Raw genomic sequence first — 14,371 nt, 5'->3', positions numbered from 1 at the left:
GAGAGGCTTTAGCGGGAATATTGTATGAGGTTGCGCATTAGCGCGGGAGAACCTGCTTTTGATAACGTACCGGGGTAATGCCGTAACGGCGGGTAAACGCGCGGGTCAGGTGCGACTGGTCGGTCAGTCCGGCGGCGAGAGCGACGTCGGCAGCGGGCATACCGTGGGTGAGAAACGCTTTGGCGCGCCACAGGCGAATGGCCATTAACATCTGGTGCGGCGTAACGTGGAAGTGCGCTTTGAACTGGCGCTGGAAATGGTACGGGCTCAGCGCCGCCACCTGCGCCAGCTCATCGAGGGTCACCGTACGCATATAGTTATCATGCAGATAGTCGCGCACCCGCTCGAAGCGGTGGCGAGCTTCGGGCAGCGCAGCGGCATGGTGAGCGAATGGCCGGAAGGTATCGATTAAATCCAGCAGCAGACCCTGCTGCGCGAGCGGATCGTCAGTATGCCACAGGCCGTAGATGAGATTGCCGATTTGCCGGGAGCGAAGCGGGTCCTGACGCACCACTTCGCTGAACCACCAGTGGCGCACGCCAGTCACCTTTTCCAGCGTATCCGGGTCGAGATAAATCATCCGATAGCGCCAGCCGTCGGCAGTCTCCGCCTCGCCGGTATGCAGTTCATCGGGATTCATGGTGACGATAGAGTTAACCGAAGCTACATGCTGGCTACCGCGATAGCGAAAACGCTCGGCGCCGAGCTCTATCGCGCCGATACCAAAGGCTTCATGGGTGTGCGGTTCAAAGGCGTAGCGGGAGATGTGGGCATGATACAGCTCAACGCCGGGCAGCTGCGCCAGATGGCGAAAGCGCGCGCTGTCTCTTTCATCATTAAACTGTTCCGGTACGCCTTGCATGCGATAACTCCCGACGGACATCCGTACATTATTGAGGATGGTCCGCCGGGATGCTACAAAAATTAACCAGCCTGTAACTTTTACAGGATGCCTTTGATGCTATCAGCGAGGGTGGTGGTCGGGCGGCCAATCAGCGCGCTCAGGGTGCGGCTATCGTCGAACAGCCCGCCTTTGGAGGCGCCGGTATCAGAATCCGCCAGCATATCAGCCAGGCCTGCGGGCAGGCCGACGCCCTTCAGCGCGGCGGCGAAGTCGGCTTCGCTGAGGTTTTGATACACCACGTTTTTACCGCTTTGTTTGCTCAGCTCAGCGGCGAGTTCGCTCAAAGTCCACGCCTCATCGCCCGCCAGTTCATACACTTTTCCGGCGTGGCCCTCTTCGGCGATAACGCGAGCGGCAGCGGCGGCGTAATCCGCGCGGGTAGCAGAGGCGATTTTGCCGTTACCGGCAGCGCCGATAAACACGCCGTGCTCAATCGCCGGCGGCGCGCTGGCGAGATAGTTTTCGGTGTACCAGCCGTTGCGCAGCAGGGCATATGCAATGCCGGAGTCGGCGAGCATCTGCTCGGTGGCGATATGTTCATCCGCCAGCCCCAACGGGGAGGTATCGGCGTGCAGCAGGCTGGTATAGGCGATAAATTTCACGCCGGCAGCTTTCGCTGCATTAATCACGTTGCGGTGCTGGACGGCGCGCTGGCCGACCTCGCTGGAAGAGATCAGCAACAGTTTGTCCACGCCCTGTAGGGCGGCGGTCAGGGCCGCTTCATCGCTGTAGTCGGCCTGACGAACCCCTATGCCCCTTTGGCTCAGCGATTCGGCTTTTGCCGGGTTGCGCACGATAGCCACAACCTGGCCCGCGGGGACGGTTTTTAACAGGTTTTCCAGGACGTGTTGGCCAAGCTGGCCGGTTGCGCCGGTAATTGCGATCATGGGTCTTCTCCTTCGTGTTCATTGGCAGTTATGGTAAGCTAACACCTTAACTAACTTTTAGTAAGTACGTACAAAAAGGTAAGTATGAATATGGCGAATCTGACGCTGAGCGAGCAGTTACGTAACGGCAACCTGTTTGCCGAACAGTGCCCCTCGCGGGAAGTGCTCAAACACGTGACCAGCCGCTGGGGCGTACTGATTTTGGTGTCCCTGCGCGATGGCACCCATCGGTTTAGCGATCTGCGGCGTAAGATCGGCGGCGTCAGCGAAAAGATGCTGGCCCAGTCGCTCCAGGCGCTGGAACAGGACGGCTTTCTTAACCGCGTGTCGTATCCGGTGGTGCCGCCGCACGTTGAATATAGTCTGACTCCGCTCGGTGAGCAGGTGAGCGAGAAGGTGGCGGCGCTGGCGGACTGGATTGAGCTGAACCTGCCCGCGGTTCTGGCGAACCACGAACAGGTAGCCTGAGGGTGATGTCAGGATAGCCCCGGTAAGCGCAGCACAACCGGGGAACCGGCAATTATTTACTCAAATCCAGCTGATAAATAGCAAAGCCGATATCGTCGGTAGCCACCTGGCGCATCGGGTATTGTGCTTTCTCTTTGATAAATGCCGCGGCCTTGTCGCCCGGTGAGGTTTCAAAGCGAATATCCAGCGGTACTGTGCTGTGGATCGGCGCCAGGCGCCAGTTGTTATCCGCCGCCGGATGGATCTCGCCGTTTTTCTTCGACTCCGCGCCAATCCACGCCGCCAGCACCGAGCGGTTTTCATCCGGTGAGGCGAACGCGATATGATCCTCGCCGGTGCCCTGGAATTTACCGCCGTAAGCGCGATAGTTGTTGGTCGCGACGAGGAAAGTGGCGTTCGGATCGATTGGCTTGCCGTTAAAGGTCAGATGCTTAATTCGCTCGGCCTGCGGATTAATGCTGTTGCATTCGCCGTCGTAGCGCGCCGGCTGGGTGATATCGATCTGGTAGTTCACGCCGTCAATCACGTCGAAGTTGTAGGTGCGGAAGCCGTCCCAGTTAATCAGCGACTGCGGCTTGCTGCTGGCGGGATCAATTTGATTGAACTGTCCGGCGGAGCACTCCAGCCACTCTTTAACCTCTTTACCGCTGACTTTCATCACCACCAGGGTGTTGGGATACAGGTAGAGGTCGGCGGCGTTGCGGAAGGTGAGCTGCCCTTTTTCCACTTCAACAAAGCTGGCCGGGTCATTTTTACGTCCGCCGACTTTAAACGGCGCGGCGGCGGAGAGTACCGGCAGTTTCGCCAGATCCGGGTCGCCCTGAATATAGTGCTCAACGTAGGCCTTCTGGGCCATATTGACCACCTGTACGGTTGGGTCGTCCTGCACCAGCGCCAGGTAGCTGTACATATTATCCGAGGATTTACCAATCGGTTTGCCGACAAACTCGCGGGTGGCGTCATGGTCGGCTTTTAATACCGCCACCATGTTGCTGTCTTCTGCCGCCAGCGATTTCTTCGCCACCGAGTCGTAGATCGGCCGCGCTTCGGCTTTCGCTGCGCTGACCTGCCATTTGCCGCTGTCGTTGTTCAGGACCAGATCGACCACCCCAAGGTGATCGCCCCACATGCCCGGCATCACTGCCGGTACGCCGTTCAGCGTACCTTTCGCGATATCCGCGCCTTTGATACCGGCAAAATCTTTGCTCGGGAAGACGGCGTGAGCGTGGCCGAACATAATGGCATCGACCCCAGGCACCTGGCTTAAATAGTAAACGGAGTTCTCCGCCATGGCCTGATACGGGTCGGCGGAGAGGCCGGAGTGGGCAATGACCACCACCACGTCCGCGCCTTTTTCGCGCATTTCCGGGACAAACTTGCGTGCGGTTGCGGTAATGTCGTTAACGGTCACCTTACCGCTAAGATTGGCCTTATCCCAGGTCATTATCTGCGGTGGTACGAAGCCGATATAGCCAATGCGCAGCGTCTGCGTTTTGCCGTCGCTATCCTTCACCTGGGTATCCTGAATCAGATAAGGCGTAAACATCGGTTTGCCGGTTTTGACGTCGATAATATTGGCGTTCACGTAGGGGAACTTCGCCCCTGCCAGCGCTTTATGCAGGAAGTCGAGCCCGTAGTTAAACTCGTGGTTGCCGAGGTTGCCCACGACATAATCCAGGGTATTCATCGCCTTGTAGACCGGGTGAACATCGCCCTCTTTCAGACCCTTTGCGGCCATATAGTCACCCAGCGGGCTGCCCTGAATAACATCGCCGTTATCGACCAGTACGCTATTGCTGACTTCCTGACGCGCTTTCTCAATCAAGGTTGCGGTACGCACCAGGCCAAATTTTTCCGTGGCGGCATCTTTGTAATAGTCAAAGTCCATCATATTACTGTGCAGATCGGTGGTTTCCATGATCCGCAAATCGACCGTTGCCGCATTTACGCTGGCGGCGATCAGCGTGGCCAGCAGCGTTGCGCTAAACTTAATCATCAGTGGCGTCCTTTTTATATGAGCAGTGGCACAGAAGAAAATGTATTTACATTCTGTTGCTTACAGAAATGTGAATCATGCCAGAAAAGCGGTGAAGGAAACCGCCATCGTTATCACAGATAGCGGAACTCACAATGATGCGATATAAATAAAACAACGAGTTAACGCCACTGTAACCAGACGAGGTGGAGAATGTTAGAACAAGTATGTCAGCTTGCACGGAATGCGGGCGATGCCATCATGGAAGTTTACGATGGAAAGCAGCCGATGGACGTTACCAGCAAGAAGGACGATTCTCCGGTCACGGCCGCAGATATTGCGGCGCACAAGGTGATTATCAGCGGCCTGCTGGCCCTGACGCCCGATATTCCGGTTCTGTCGGAAGAGGATCCGCCGGCCTGGGAGGTGCGTCAGCACTGGCAGCGCTACTGGCTGGTGGACCCGCTGGACGGCACCAAAGAGTTTATCAAGCGCAACGGCGAGTTTACCGTCAATATCGCCTTGATTGAAAACGGTAAACCGACCCTGGGCGTGGTCTACGCGCCGGTGATGAAGGTGATGTACAGCGCGGAAAAGGGTAAAGCATGGAAAGAGGAGTGCGGCGTTCGCAAACAGATTCAGGTCCGCGATGCGCGTCCGCCGCTGGTGGTGATTAGCCGTTCACACGGCAATGACCCGGAGCTGCAGGAGTATCTTGAGCAGCTTGGTGAACACCAGACTACCTCAATTGGTTCGTCGCTGAAGTTCTGTCTGGTCGCTGAAGGGCAGGCCCAGCTTTACCCGCGCTTCGGGCCGACGAGTACCTGGGACACCGCGGCCGGTCATGCGGTCGCCAGCGCCGCCGGGGCGCACGTTCACGACTGGCAGGGGCGTACTCTTGATTACACGCCGCGTGAATCGTTCCTCAACCCCGGCTTCCGGGTTTCTATTTATTAAGCAACTTGTGCAGCAGGCCCACTACCTGCTGCACCTCCTGCTGGCTGAGCGCGCCGTCTTTAGCCCACTGCACGCGACCCTCTTTGTCCAGCACCACGATGGCCGAACTCTCTTCTTCGAGCTGCCACGCTTTGCGCACCGCGCCGTTGCTGTCGACGATGAACTGTGACCAGGGGTAGAGCTGCTTATTGTTCTCGATACTGCTGCGGACAAACATTCCCGAGCCTGGGATAGCGTCATTGGTATTGACGATAGTCGTCGTTTGGTAGCGGTTGTGCGGCAGCTTCGCGCTTTTAATGGCTTCAATTAAGGTCGCGTTTTTTTCTTTTGCCGACGAGCGACCGGCAATGTGCATCACGACGCGCACTTTTCCCGCCAGCTGCGCGCTATTCCAGCTTTTATAGCTAAATTTATCGTTATCCAGCACCAGTTCTCCCCGATCCGCTACGCCGACCGGCGCAACGCGCTGACCGTCGACAAAGTTATGCGCCGAGGCCAACAGTGGGAACAGGAGACATGAAACGGCCAGTAATCTACGTATGGTCATGGTGTTTCCTTTTATTATCTTTGCAGGTGATCCGACCACTTGGTCTGCTTTAATCATAAGTGCGATTTATCGGCATTACCCGCAATGATGGTGCCAGTTTGCGTGTTGACGCACAATTCCGTCTAAAATCGGCGACTTATACTACCTTCATCGGATGCCTGAAACGAAAACTCTGAATTATTGTCATCATAAGGTAAATAAACTTATACAAACTGGGTATCACTCAGATTCTGGACTATAGTTTCAGGGCATTAAAATTTGCGATTCCGGTACGTGGGCTAACTGTGGCACCACAGGAGCGTAACCCTGGCAGGAGACAACAATGAAAATTTTCCAACGCTACAACCCGCTACAAGTAGCGAAGTACGTGAAGATCCTGTTCCGTGGACGTTTGTATATCAAGGACGTTGGCGCTTTTGAGTTTGATAAGGGCAAAATCCTTATCCCGAAGGTTAAGGACAAGCTGCATTTGTCAGTGATGTCCGAAGTCAACCGCCAGGTCAGCCGTCTACAAACAGAGATGGCATAACCTGAAAAGTGGTATGACTACACGGTAAAAAGGCGGCTCCCCCAGGGAGCCGTTGATGTTTCTGGACCCGGCATCAGCCCCAGATTGGTCGGCATACGCAGACTTAAGTGTATATCGATGGGCAATGCGTAATCTGACGAGATTGCGATCTTTATTGGCCGGGCAAGGCGTTAGCCGCCGCCCGGCAACAGGGGGGAAGAACAGCGTTCGCGAGAAAGCGTTACGCTGACTCTTTATCACTGTTCGCCGCGTCCGGCAGCTTGGGCACCAGCACCGTCGGCTTATTGTCGATGCGGGTCACCAGCAGCTGATCGATGCGGTAGTTGTCGATATCCACCACCTCGAATTTATAGCCGGAGAACTTCACCGCGTCGGTCCGCTTGGGAATTTTACGCAGCATAAACATCATAAAGCCGCCAATGGTCTCGTAATTTCCGGACTGTGGGAAATCATCGATATCCAGCACCCGCATCACGTCGTCGATCGGCGTGCCGCCGTCAATCAGCCAGGAGTTCTCATCGCGTGCGACGATCTGCTCTTCCAGCCCCTGGCCGACCAGATCGCCCATCAGGGTGGTCATCACGTCGTTAAGGGTGATAATCCCGACGACCAGCGCATACTCGTTCATGATCACGGCGAAGTCTTCACCGGCGGTTTTAAAGCTTTCCAGCGCTTCAGACAGCGTCAGGGTATCCGGGACAATCAGCGTATTGCGAATCTGCACGCCGCCGGTCAGCACCAGGCTTTGGTTCGCCAGCACGCGGTTCAGCAGGTCTTTGGAGTCAACGTAGCCGATGATGTGGTCGATATCTTCGTTACACACCAGGAACTTAGAGTGCGGATGCTCTGCAACCTTATTCTTCAGGCTCTGTTCATCTTCATGGAGATCGAACCAGATGACGTTTTCACGCGAAGTCATGGACGAAGGCACGGTGCGCGACTCCAGCTCAAACACGTTCTCAATCAGCTCATGCTCCTGCTTACGCAGCACCCCGGCCAGCGCGCCGGCTTCCACTACGGCGTAAATATCATCGGAGGTAATGTCGTCTTTACGCACCATCGGAATTTTGAACAGGCGGAAGATGTTGTTGGCCATGCCGTTGAACAACCACACCAGCGGGCGGAAGAGAAACAGGCAGAAGCGCATCGGGTTGATGATGCGTAAAGCGACGGCTTCAGGCGCAATCATACCGATGCGTTTCGGGGTCAGGTCAGCAAACAGAATGAACAGGCTGGTGACCAGGGTAAAGGAGATAATAAAGCTCAGCTGCTCGGAGAGCTCGGGGGACATATAGCGACTAAAGAGGCCGTGAAACGCCGGCGAAAATGCAGCATCGCCGACGATACCGCCGAGAATCGCTACCGCGTTGAGGCCGATTTGCACCACGGTAAAGAACATACCGGGGTTTTCCTGCATCTTCAGCACGCGTTGAGCGTTGACGTTGCCGTCATCGGCCAGCAGCTTGAGTTTGATTTTACGTGATGCGGCCAGCGAGATTTCCGATATCGAAAAGAACGCACTGACGGCTATCAGACAAAGTATTACTAAAATACTGTTTAACATATCTTATCTGACCGTTGAGATCAGATCCTCGGAAGGGAAGTGGATAACGCTAAGTGGAATTCACAAAAAGCCGGTCCGAAGGCTCTGGACCGGCGATAACACGGCGTAGTATAGCGTAAGGTACTGTAAAGCCGCCAGAGCGTAAATTATTCAATCCGGCAGCCTGCCATTACGGGTCAACGGCATCAGGGCTGCGGCGGTAAACAAACCCCAATCCCGCCGATACCGCAGTATCCGTAGGGGTTTTTATGCAGATACTGCTGATGATCGTCTTCCGCATAATAGAACGGCTTTGCCGTGGCGATCTCGGTGGTGATAGTGCGCGGGTCGTTGGCTTGCTTCATTGCCGCCTGGAAACGCGCGAGGCTGGCTTTCGCGGCTTCGCTCTGTTCCGGCGTCAGCGGATAAATAGCGGAACGATACTGCGTGCCGCGGTCGTTACCCTGCTGCATGCCCTGCGCCGGGTCGTGATTTTCCCAGAAGACCTGAAGCAGCTGCTCATAGCTGATAACCTGCGGATCGTAGACCACGCGCACGGCCTCAGCATGGCCCGTCTCGCCGCTGCAAACTTCACGATAGGTGGGGTTTGGCGTGTAGCCGCCGGTGTAACCTGCGGCGGTGCTATAAACGCTGGGCAGTTGCCAGAACAGGCGTTCGACGCCCCAGAAACAGCCCATGGCGAACAGAGCGACTTCCATTCCGGCGGGGACGTTGGTCATCGAATGGCCATTGACGGCGTGGAGCGTAGCCACCGGCATCGGCGTATTGCGTCCCGGCAGCGCGTCCGCTTGGGCGACAAGATGCGTTTTATCAAATAGACTCACGGTGGGCCTCTCTAACAGAAAATGTGGTTAAGGTTGTAACCAAGCGTGACTTTTAACACAATAACCACGCTTAATACGTCTAGATTTAAACATAAGAATTATTTGGGTTAACGTCTATTTTTCAACCCTTAGTTGTTAGGGTTTTGTTAAGCCGTGGAGCGGCACTTTCGTTTCCTTCGGGGGGAAACAAGGATATTCAGGAGAAAACGTGCTACAAATCCGCCAGTTATGTATCACCAGCCTTTTGCTGGTCAGCGGGGTCGCCAGCGCAGCGAACGTGCGTTTGCAGGTTGAGGGGTTATCCGGGGAACTGGAAAAAAACGTCCGCGCCCAACTCTCTACGATCCAGAGCGATGAAGTTACGCCGGACCGGCGCTTTCGCGCGCGCGTGGATGATGCTATCCGTGAAGGTCTGAAAGCGCTCGGCTACTATGAGCCCACCATCGATTTTGATTTACGTCCGCCGCCGGCGAAGGGGCGCCAGGTACTGATCGCCAAAGTCACGCCCGGCGAACCGGTGCGCATTGGCGGCACTGAAGTCATTTTACGCGGCGGAGCCCGAACCGATCGCGACTATCTGGATTTGTTAAACACGCGACCGGCCATCGGTACCATCCTCAATCACGGTGATTATGATAGCTTTAAAAGCTCTCTGACCCGGGTCGCGCTGCGTAAGGGCTACTTCGATAGCGAGTTTAATAAAAGCCAGCTTGGGGTTTCTCTCGACCGTCATCAGGCCTTCTGGGATATCGACTACAACAGCGGCGAGCGCTACCGCTTTGGCCCGGTGACCTTTGAGGGCTCGCAAATTCGCGACGAATATCTGCAAAATCTGGTGCCGTTTAAGCAGGGCGACTATTACACCTCGCAGGATCTCGCCGAACTCAACCGCCGCCTGGCGGCGACCGGCTGGTTCAGTTCCGTCGTCGTGGCGCCGCAGTTTGAGAAGTCCCGCCAGACGAAAGTGTTGCCTTTGCAGGGCGTGGTTTCTCCGCGCAAAGAGAATACTGTTGAGACCGGGGTCGGCTACTCAACCGACGTCGGGCCGCGCGTCAAAGGGACCTGGAGAAAGCCGTGGATGAACTCCTACGGCCACAGTCTGACCTCCAGCCTCAGCCTGTCCGCTCCTGAACAGCAGCTTGATTTCAGCTACAAGGTACCGCTGCTAAAAAGCCCGCTTGAACAGTACTACCTGATGCAGGGCGGCTTTAAGCGTACCGATCTCAATGATACCCAGGCGGATTCTACCACCCTGGCCGTGTCGCGCTATTGGGAGATGTCGAGCGGCTGGCAGCGCGCGCTGAACCTGCGCTGGAGTCTCGACCACTTTACCCAGGCCAACGTCACCAATACCACGATGCTGATCTATCCCGGCGTGTCGGTGAACCGGACCCGTTCTCGCGGCGGCCTGATGCCGACCTGGGGCGATTCACAGCGCTATTCGGTGGACTACTCCAACACCATGTGGGGCTCGGATATTAACTTTATCGTGATGCAGGCGCAGGACGTCTGGATCCGCACCCTTTATGACCGCCACCGCTTCGTGGTACGCGGCAACCTTGGCTGGATTGAGGCCGATAACTTCAGCAAAGTCCCGCCGGATCTGCGTTTCTTCGCCGGTGGCGACCGCAGCATTCGCGGTTATAAATACAAATCTATCTCGCCAAAAGATGATGACGGCAAGCTGATGGGGGCTTCGAAGCTGGCCACCGGCTCGCTGGAGTATCAGTACAACGTGAGCGGCAAATGGTGGGGCGCGGTGTTCGTCGATAGCGGCGAAGCGGTGAGCGATATCCGCGAAAGCAACTTTAAAACCGGCGCTGGCCTCGGCGTACGCTGGCAGTCCCCGGTCGGTCCAATCAAGCTGGATATCGCCAGACCGATCGGTGACAAAGAAGAACACGGTTTACAGTTTTATATCGGCCTGGGGCCTGAATTATGAGTTTATGGAAGAAGATAAGCCTCGGCGTACTGATTTTTCTGGTGCTGCTGCTGGGGACGGTAGGATTCCTGGTGGGGACGACGACTGGCCTGCATCTGGTTATCAAAGCCGCCGATCGCTGGGTCCCTGGGCTGGAAATTGGCAAAGCCACCGGCGGCTGGCGCGATCTGACGCTGGAGAACGTGCGCTTTGAGCAGCCGGGCGTGGCGGTCACCGCCGGGCAGTTCCACCTTGGCGTTAAACTACGCTGCCTGTGGGATAGTAGCCTGTGCGTCAACGATATTTCTCTGCGCGATATCTATGTGGCGATCGATACCAGCAAAATGCCGCCAGCGGCGCCGGTTGAAGAAGAAGATAGCGGGCCGCTGAATCTCTCCACGCCTTACCCCATCACCCTGAGCCGGGTGGCGCTGCATAACGTCAACGTGAAAATTGACGATACGGCCGTTTCGCTGCGCGATTTTTCCACGGGGCTTAACTGGCAAGAGAAAAACCTGACCCTGACGCCAACCTCGCTGCAGGGGCTGCTTATCGCGCTGCCGAAGGTGGCGAAAGTGGCCCAGGAGCAGGTCGTTGAGCCGAAAATTGACAATCCGCAGCCGGAAGAAAAGCCGCTCGGCGAGACGATGAAAGACCTGTTCTCGAAGCCGGTGCTGCCGGAAATGACCGATGTCCATCTGCCGTTGAATCTCAATATTCAGGAGTTTCGCGGCGAGCAGCTGCGTCTGACCGGCGATACCGATATGACCATCTACTCGCTGCTGCTCAAAGTCAGCAGCATTGATGGGCAGATGAAGCTGGACGCGCTGGACGTGGATTCTGACCAGGGCAAAGTGACGGCTTCCGGTAATGCACAACTGCAGGATAACTGGCCGGTCGATATCACCCTCAACGGTACGCTGAATATTGACCCGCTCAAGGGCGAGAAAGTGCAGCTCAAAGTGGGCGGCGAAGTGCGTAAAAAGCTCACGCTCGGCGTGGATCTGAACGGCCCTGTCGCCATGACGCTGCGCGCCGAAACGCAGCTGGCGGAGGCCGGCCTGCCGCTGGATATGGAGGTGAAAAGCAAGCAGCTTTACTGGCCATTTACCGGCGAGAAAGCGTATCAGGCTGACGACCTACTGCTGAAATTTAACGGCAAGATGACCGACTACACGCTGGCCTTCAGCACCGCGGTGAAAGGGCAGTCGCTGCCGCCAGCGAAAATTAGCCTGAACGCGAAGGGCAACGAGCAGCAGGTGAATCTCGACAAGCTCACCGTCGCCGCCCTCGAAGGAAAAACCGAGTTGAAAGCGCTGCTCGACTGGCAGCAGGCGATCAGCTGGCGCGGCGAACTGACGCTTAACGGTATCAACACCGCTAAAGAGGTACCGGACTGGCCGTCGAAGCTCAACGGACTGATTAAGACCCAGGGCAGCCTGTACGGCGGCAGCTGGCAGATGTCGGTACCGGAGCTGAAAATCACCGGTAACGTGAAGCAAAACAAAGTCGACGTGAGCGGTTCGCTGCAGGGCAACAGCTATATGCAGTGGAAAATCCCCGGCCTGCATCTGGCTCTGGGCCCCAACAGCGCCGACGTGAAAGGCGAGCTGGGAGTTAAAGATCTTAACCTCGACGCCACCATTGACGCGCCTCATCTCGATAACGCCCTGCCGGGCCTGGGCGGGACGGCGAAGGGATTAGTAAAAGTTCGCGGCACCGTCGATGCGCCGCAGCTGCTGGCGGATATCACCGCCCGGGCGCTGCGCTGGCAGGAGCTATCGGTGGCTCAGGTGAACGTGAAGGGCGATGTGAAATCCACCGACCAGATTGGCGGTCATCTTGACGTACGCGTGGACCGCATTAGCCAGCCGGGCGTGAATATCAGCCTGGTGCAGCTCAATGCGAAGGGCAACGAGAAACAGCACGACCTGCAGCTGCGGGTGCAGGGCGATCCGGTTTCCGGACAGCTGTCGCTGGCAGGCAGTTTTGACCGCAAAGAGGAGCGCTGGAAAGGCACGCTGAGCAATACCCGCTTCCAGACGCCGGTAGGGCCGGTGGCGCTGACGCGCAACATCGCGCTGGATTACCGTAACCTCGAGCAGAAAATCAGCATTGGACCGCACTGCTGGACTAACCCGAATGCCGAACTGTGCGTACCGCAGACCATTGACGCCGGCGCGAGCGGGCGCGCGGTAGTGAATCTCAACCGTTTCGACCTGGCGATGCTGAAGCCGTTTATGCCGGAAGAGACGCAGGCCAGCGGCGTGTTTAGCGGCAATGCCGACGTGAGCTGGGACACCACCAAAGAGGGGCTACCGCAGGGCAAGGTCACCCTGAGCGGACGTAACGTGAAGGTGACCCAGACGGTCAACGACGCGCCGCTGCCGGTGGCGTTCGATACCCTGAATCTTACGGCCGATCTGCACAACAATCGCGCCCAGCTGGGCTGGCTGATTCGCCTGACCAACAATGGTCAACTGGATGGGCAGGTGCAGGTCACCGATCCGCAGGGCCGACGTAATCTGGGCGGGAACGTGAATATCAGCAACTTCTCGCTGGCGATGATCAACCCTATCTTCTCGCGCGGTGAAAAGGCGGAAGGGCGGCTCAATGCGCGTCTGACGCTGGGCGGCAACGTACAGAGCCCGCAGCTGTACGGCCAGATGCAGCTGAATGGCGTGGATATTGACGGCAACTTTATGCCGTTCGATATGCAGCCGAGCCAGCTGGCGATGAATTTCACCGGTACCCGCTCGACCCTACAAGGGACGGTGAATACCAGCCAGGGCCATATTGCGCTCAGCGGTAACGCCGACTGGACGCAGATTGACAACTGGCGCGCGCAGATTGCCGCGAAGGGCAGCCGGGTGCGGATAACCGTGCCGCCGATGGTGCGCCTGGATGTTTCGCCAGATGTAGTCTTTACCGCCACGCCAAGCCTGTTTAACCTGGATGGTAGCGTTGACGTGCCCTGGGCAAGAATCGTCGTCAATGAAGTGCCGGAAAGCGCCGTTGGGGTCTCTTCTGACGAAGTCATGCTGGATAAAAATCTGCAGCCGATTAAGCAGCAAAGCGCCGGTATTCCGATTAACAGCAACCTGACGATTCATGTAGGCAACAACGTTCGCCTCGACGCCTTTGGTCTGAAAGCGCGTCTGACCGGCGATTTGAAAGTGGCTCAGGATAAACAGGGGCTGGGCCTCAACGGGCAGATTAATATCCCGGAAGGCCGCTTCCATGCCTACGGCCAGGATCTGATCGTGCGTAAAGGCGAACTGCTGTTCTCCGGACCGCCGGATCAGCCGCTGCTGAACATCGAAGCCATTCGTAATCCGGATGCCACCGAGGACGACGTGATCGCCGGCGTTCGCGTGACCGGTTCGGCCGATCAGCCGAAAGCGGAGATTTTCTCCGATCCGGCCATGTCGCAGCAGGAAGCGCTCTCTTACCTGCTGCGCGGGCAGGGTTTGGGCAGCGGACAGAGCGATAGTGCGGCAATGACCTCCATGCTTATTGGTATGGGGGTTGCACAAAGTGGTCAGGTTGTGGGTAAAATCGGCGAGACGTTTGGCGTAAGTAATCTGGCGCTGGATACCGAAGGGGTGGGCGACTCCTCCCAGGTGGTGGTCAGCGGCTACGTGCTGCCGGGTCTGCAGGTAAAATATGGGGTAGGGATCTTTGACTCCCTGGCGACGTTGACGTTACGTTATCGCCTGATGCCTAAGCTATATATGGAAGCCGTGTCTGGCGTAGACCAGGCTCTCGATTTGCTCTATCAGTTTGAGTTTTAGC

General features: G+C 56.7%; 11 protein-coding genes. 5 read left to right on the top strand and 6 right to left on the bottom strand.

The window, feature by feature from the left end; all coding sequences use genetic code 11:
• Window positions 1-37: 37 nt before the first annotated feature.
• Both ABLV11_RS24030 and ABLV11_RS24025 read right to left on the bottom strand, forming a co-directional pair.
• On the bottom strand, window positions 38-862 hold the full coding sequence (locus tag ABLV11_RS24030) for an AraC family transcriptional regulator (RefSeq protein ID WP_004109060.1): 825 nt from the start codon (window positions 860-862) through the stop codon (window positions 38-40).
• Window positions 863-942: 80 nt separating this feature from the next.
• Window positions 943-1,791 (bottom strand): SDR family oxidoreductase, encoded by an 849-nt coding sequence (locus tag ABLV11_RS24025; protein ID WP_049593784.1) that lies wholly within the window; start codon window positions 1,789-1,791, stop codon window positions 943-945.
• Between the two features lie 90 nt (window positions 1,792-1,881).
• Here ABLV11_RS24025 and ABLV11_RS24020 point away from each other — a divergent pair, with 90 nt between their 5' ends.
• Window positions 1,882-2,259 carry a helix-turn-helix domain-containing protein gene (locus ABLV11_RS24020; RefSeq protein WP_004098015.1) on the top strand — a complete coding sequence of 126 codons (378 nt, stop codon included), beginning with the start codon at window positions 1,882-1,884 and terminating at the stop codon, window positions 2,257-2,259.
• A gap of 52 nt (window positions 2,260-2,311) precedes the next feature.
• Here the strand turns inward: ABLV11_RS24020 and ABLV11_RS24015 are convergent, their stop codons facing one another.
• A complete protein-coding gene (locus ABLV11_RS24015; RefSeq protein ID WP_064343640.1) occupies window positions 2,312-4,255 on the bottom strand; it encodes a bifunctional 2',3'-cyclic-nucleotide 2'-phosphodiesterase/3'-nucleotidase in 1,944 nt (647 codons plus the stop codon).
• Between the two features lie 192 nt (window positions 4,256-4,447).
• Here ABLV11_RS24015 and cysQ point away from each other — a divergent pair, with 192 nt between their 5' ends.
• Window positions 4,448-5,191 carry a 3'(2'),5'-bisphosphate nucleotidase CysQ gene (gene cysQ / locus ABLV11_RS24010; RefSeq protein WP_004109048.1) on the top strand — a complete coding sequence of 248 codons (744 nt, stop codon included), beginning with the start codon at window positions 4,448-4,450 and terminating at the stop codon, window positions 5,189-5,191.
• Here cysQ and ABLV11_RS24005 read toward each other — a convergent pair.
• Window positions 5,181-5,738, bottom strand: a complete 558-nt coding sequence (locus tag ABLV11_RS24005) for a YtfJ family protein (RefSeq protein ID WP_348855899.1) — start codon at window positions 5,736-5,738, stop codon at window positions 5,181-5,183. The genes cysQ and ABLV11_RS24005 overlap by 11 nt on opposite strands.
• Window positions 5,739-6,060: 322 nt before the next feature.
• Between ABLV11_RS24005 and ABLV11_RS24000 the strand changes: the two genes are divergently transcribed.
• Entirely contained in the window at window positions 6,061-6,267 is a 207-nt protein-coding gene (locus tag ABLV11_RS24000) for a DUF1107 domain-containing protein (RefSeq protein WP_004098023.1), read from the top strand.
• Between the two features lie 220 nt (window positions 6,268-6,487).
• Here the strand turns inward: ABLV11_RS24000 and ABLV11_RS23995 are convergent, their stop codons facing one another.
• Together ABLV11_RS23995 and msrA are read right to left on the bottom strand one after the other, a co-directional pair.
• Window positions 6,488-7,831, bottom strand: coding sequence for a hemolysin family protein (locus ABLV11_RS23995; protein ID WP_004109043.1), 1,344 nt, complete (start codon window positions 7,829-7,831; stop codon window positions 6,488-6,490).
• A 185-nt stretch (window positions 7,832-8,016) separates the two neighbouring features.
• The gene (gene msrA, locus ABLV11_RS23990) at window positions 8,017-8,655 is read right to left on the bottom strand and encodes a peptide-methionine (S)-S-oxide reductase MsrA (RefSeq protein ID WP_126488244.1); all 639 of its coding nucleotides are present in this window, start codon (window positions 8,653-8,655) and stop codon (window positions 8,017-8,019) included.
• A 208-nt stretch (window positions 8,656-8,863) separates the two neighbouring features.
• Here msrA and tamA point away from each other — a divergent pair, with 208 nt between their 5' ends.
• Both tamA and tamB read left to right on the top strand, forming a co-directional pair.
• The gene (gene tamA, locus ABLV11_RS23985; protein WP_004109036.1) at window positions 8,864-10,597 is read left to right on the top strand and encodes an autotransporter assembly complex protein TamA; all 1,734 of its coding nucleotides are present in this window, start codon (window positions 8,864-8,866) and stop codon (window positions 10,595-10,597) included.
• Window positions 10,594-14,370, top strand: a complete 3,777-nt coding sequence (tamB, locus tag ABLV11_RS23980) for an autotransporter assembly complex protein TamB (RefSeq protein WP_049593785.1) — start codon at window positions 10,594-10,596, stop codon at window positions 14,368-14,370. Before tamA ends, tamB begins: the two co-directional genes overlap by 4 nt.
• Window position 14,371: the final 1 nt, after the last annotated feature.

Origin of the sequence: Klebsiella sp. GW_Kp181 (assembly GCF_040062315.1) — a bacterium.
Taxonomy (GTDB): domain Bacteria; phylum Pseudomonadota; class Gammaproteobacteria; order Enterobacterales; family Enterobacteriaceae; genus Klebsiella; species Klebsiella oxytoca.
The sequence above is the reverse complement of the archived record's forward strand: the minus strand, read 5'-3'. Positions and strand labels throughout refer to the sequence as shown.

Excerpts from the sequence above, each read along its gene's own strand:
- ABLV11_RS24030 (WP_004109060.1), bottom strand. The coding sequence starts at position 862 with ATGCAAGGCGTACCGGAACAGTTTAATGATGAAAGAGACAGCGCGCGC.
- ABLV11_RS24025 (WP_049593784.1), bottom strand. The coding sequence starts at position 1,791 with ATGATCGCAATTACCGGCGCAACCGGCCAGCTTGGCCAACACGTCCTG.
- ABLV11_RS24020 (WP_004098015.1), top strand. The coding sequence starts at position 1,882 with ATGGCGAATCTGACGCTGAGCGAGCAGTTACGTAACGGCAACCTGTTT.
- ABLV11_RS24015 (WP_064343640.1), bottom strand. The coding sequence starts at position 4,255 with ATGATTAAGTTTAGCGCAACGCTGCTGGCCACGCTGATCGCCGCCAGC.
- cysQ (WP_004109048.1), top strand. The coding sequence starts at position 4,448 with ATGTTAGAACAAGTATGTCAGCTTGCACGGAATGCGGGCGATGCCATC.
- ABLV11_RS24005 (WP_348855899.1), bottom strand. The coding sequence starts at position 5,738 with ATGACCATACGTAGATTACTGGCCGTTTCATGTCTCCTGTTCCCACTG.
- ABLV11_RS24000 (WP_004098023.1), top strand. The coding sequence starts at position 6,061 with ATGAAAATTTTCCAACGCTACAACCCGCTACAAGTAGCGAAGTACGTG.
- ABLV11_RS23995 (WP_004109043.1), bottom strand. The coding sequence starts at position 7,831 with ATGTTAAACAGTATTTTAGTAATACTTTGTCTGATAGCCGTCAGTGCG.
- tamB (WP_049593785.1), top strand. The coding sequence starts at position 10,594 with ATGAGTTTATGGAAGAAGATAAGCCTCGGCGTACTGATTTTTCTGGTG.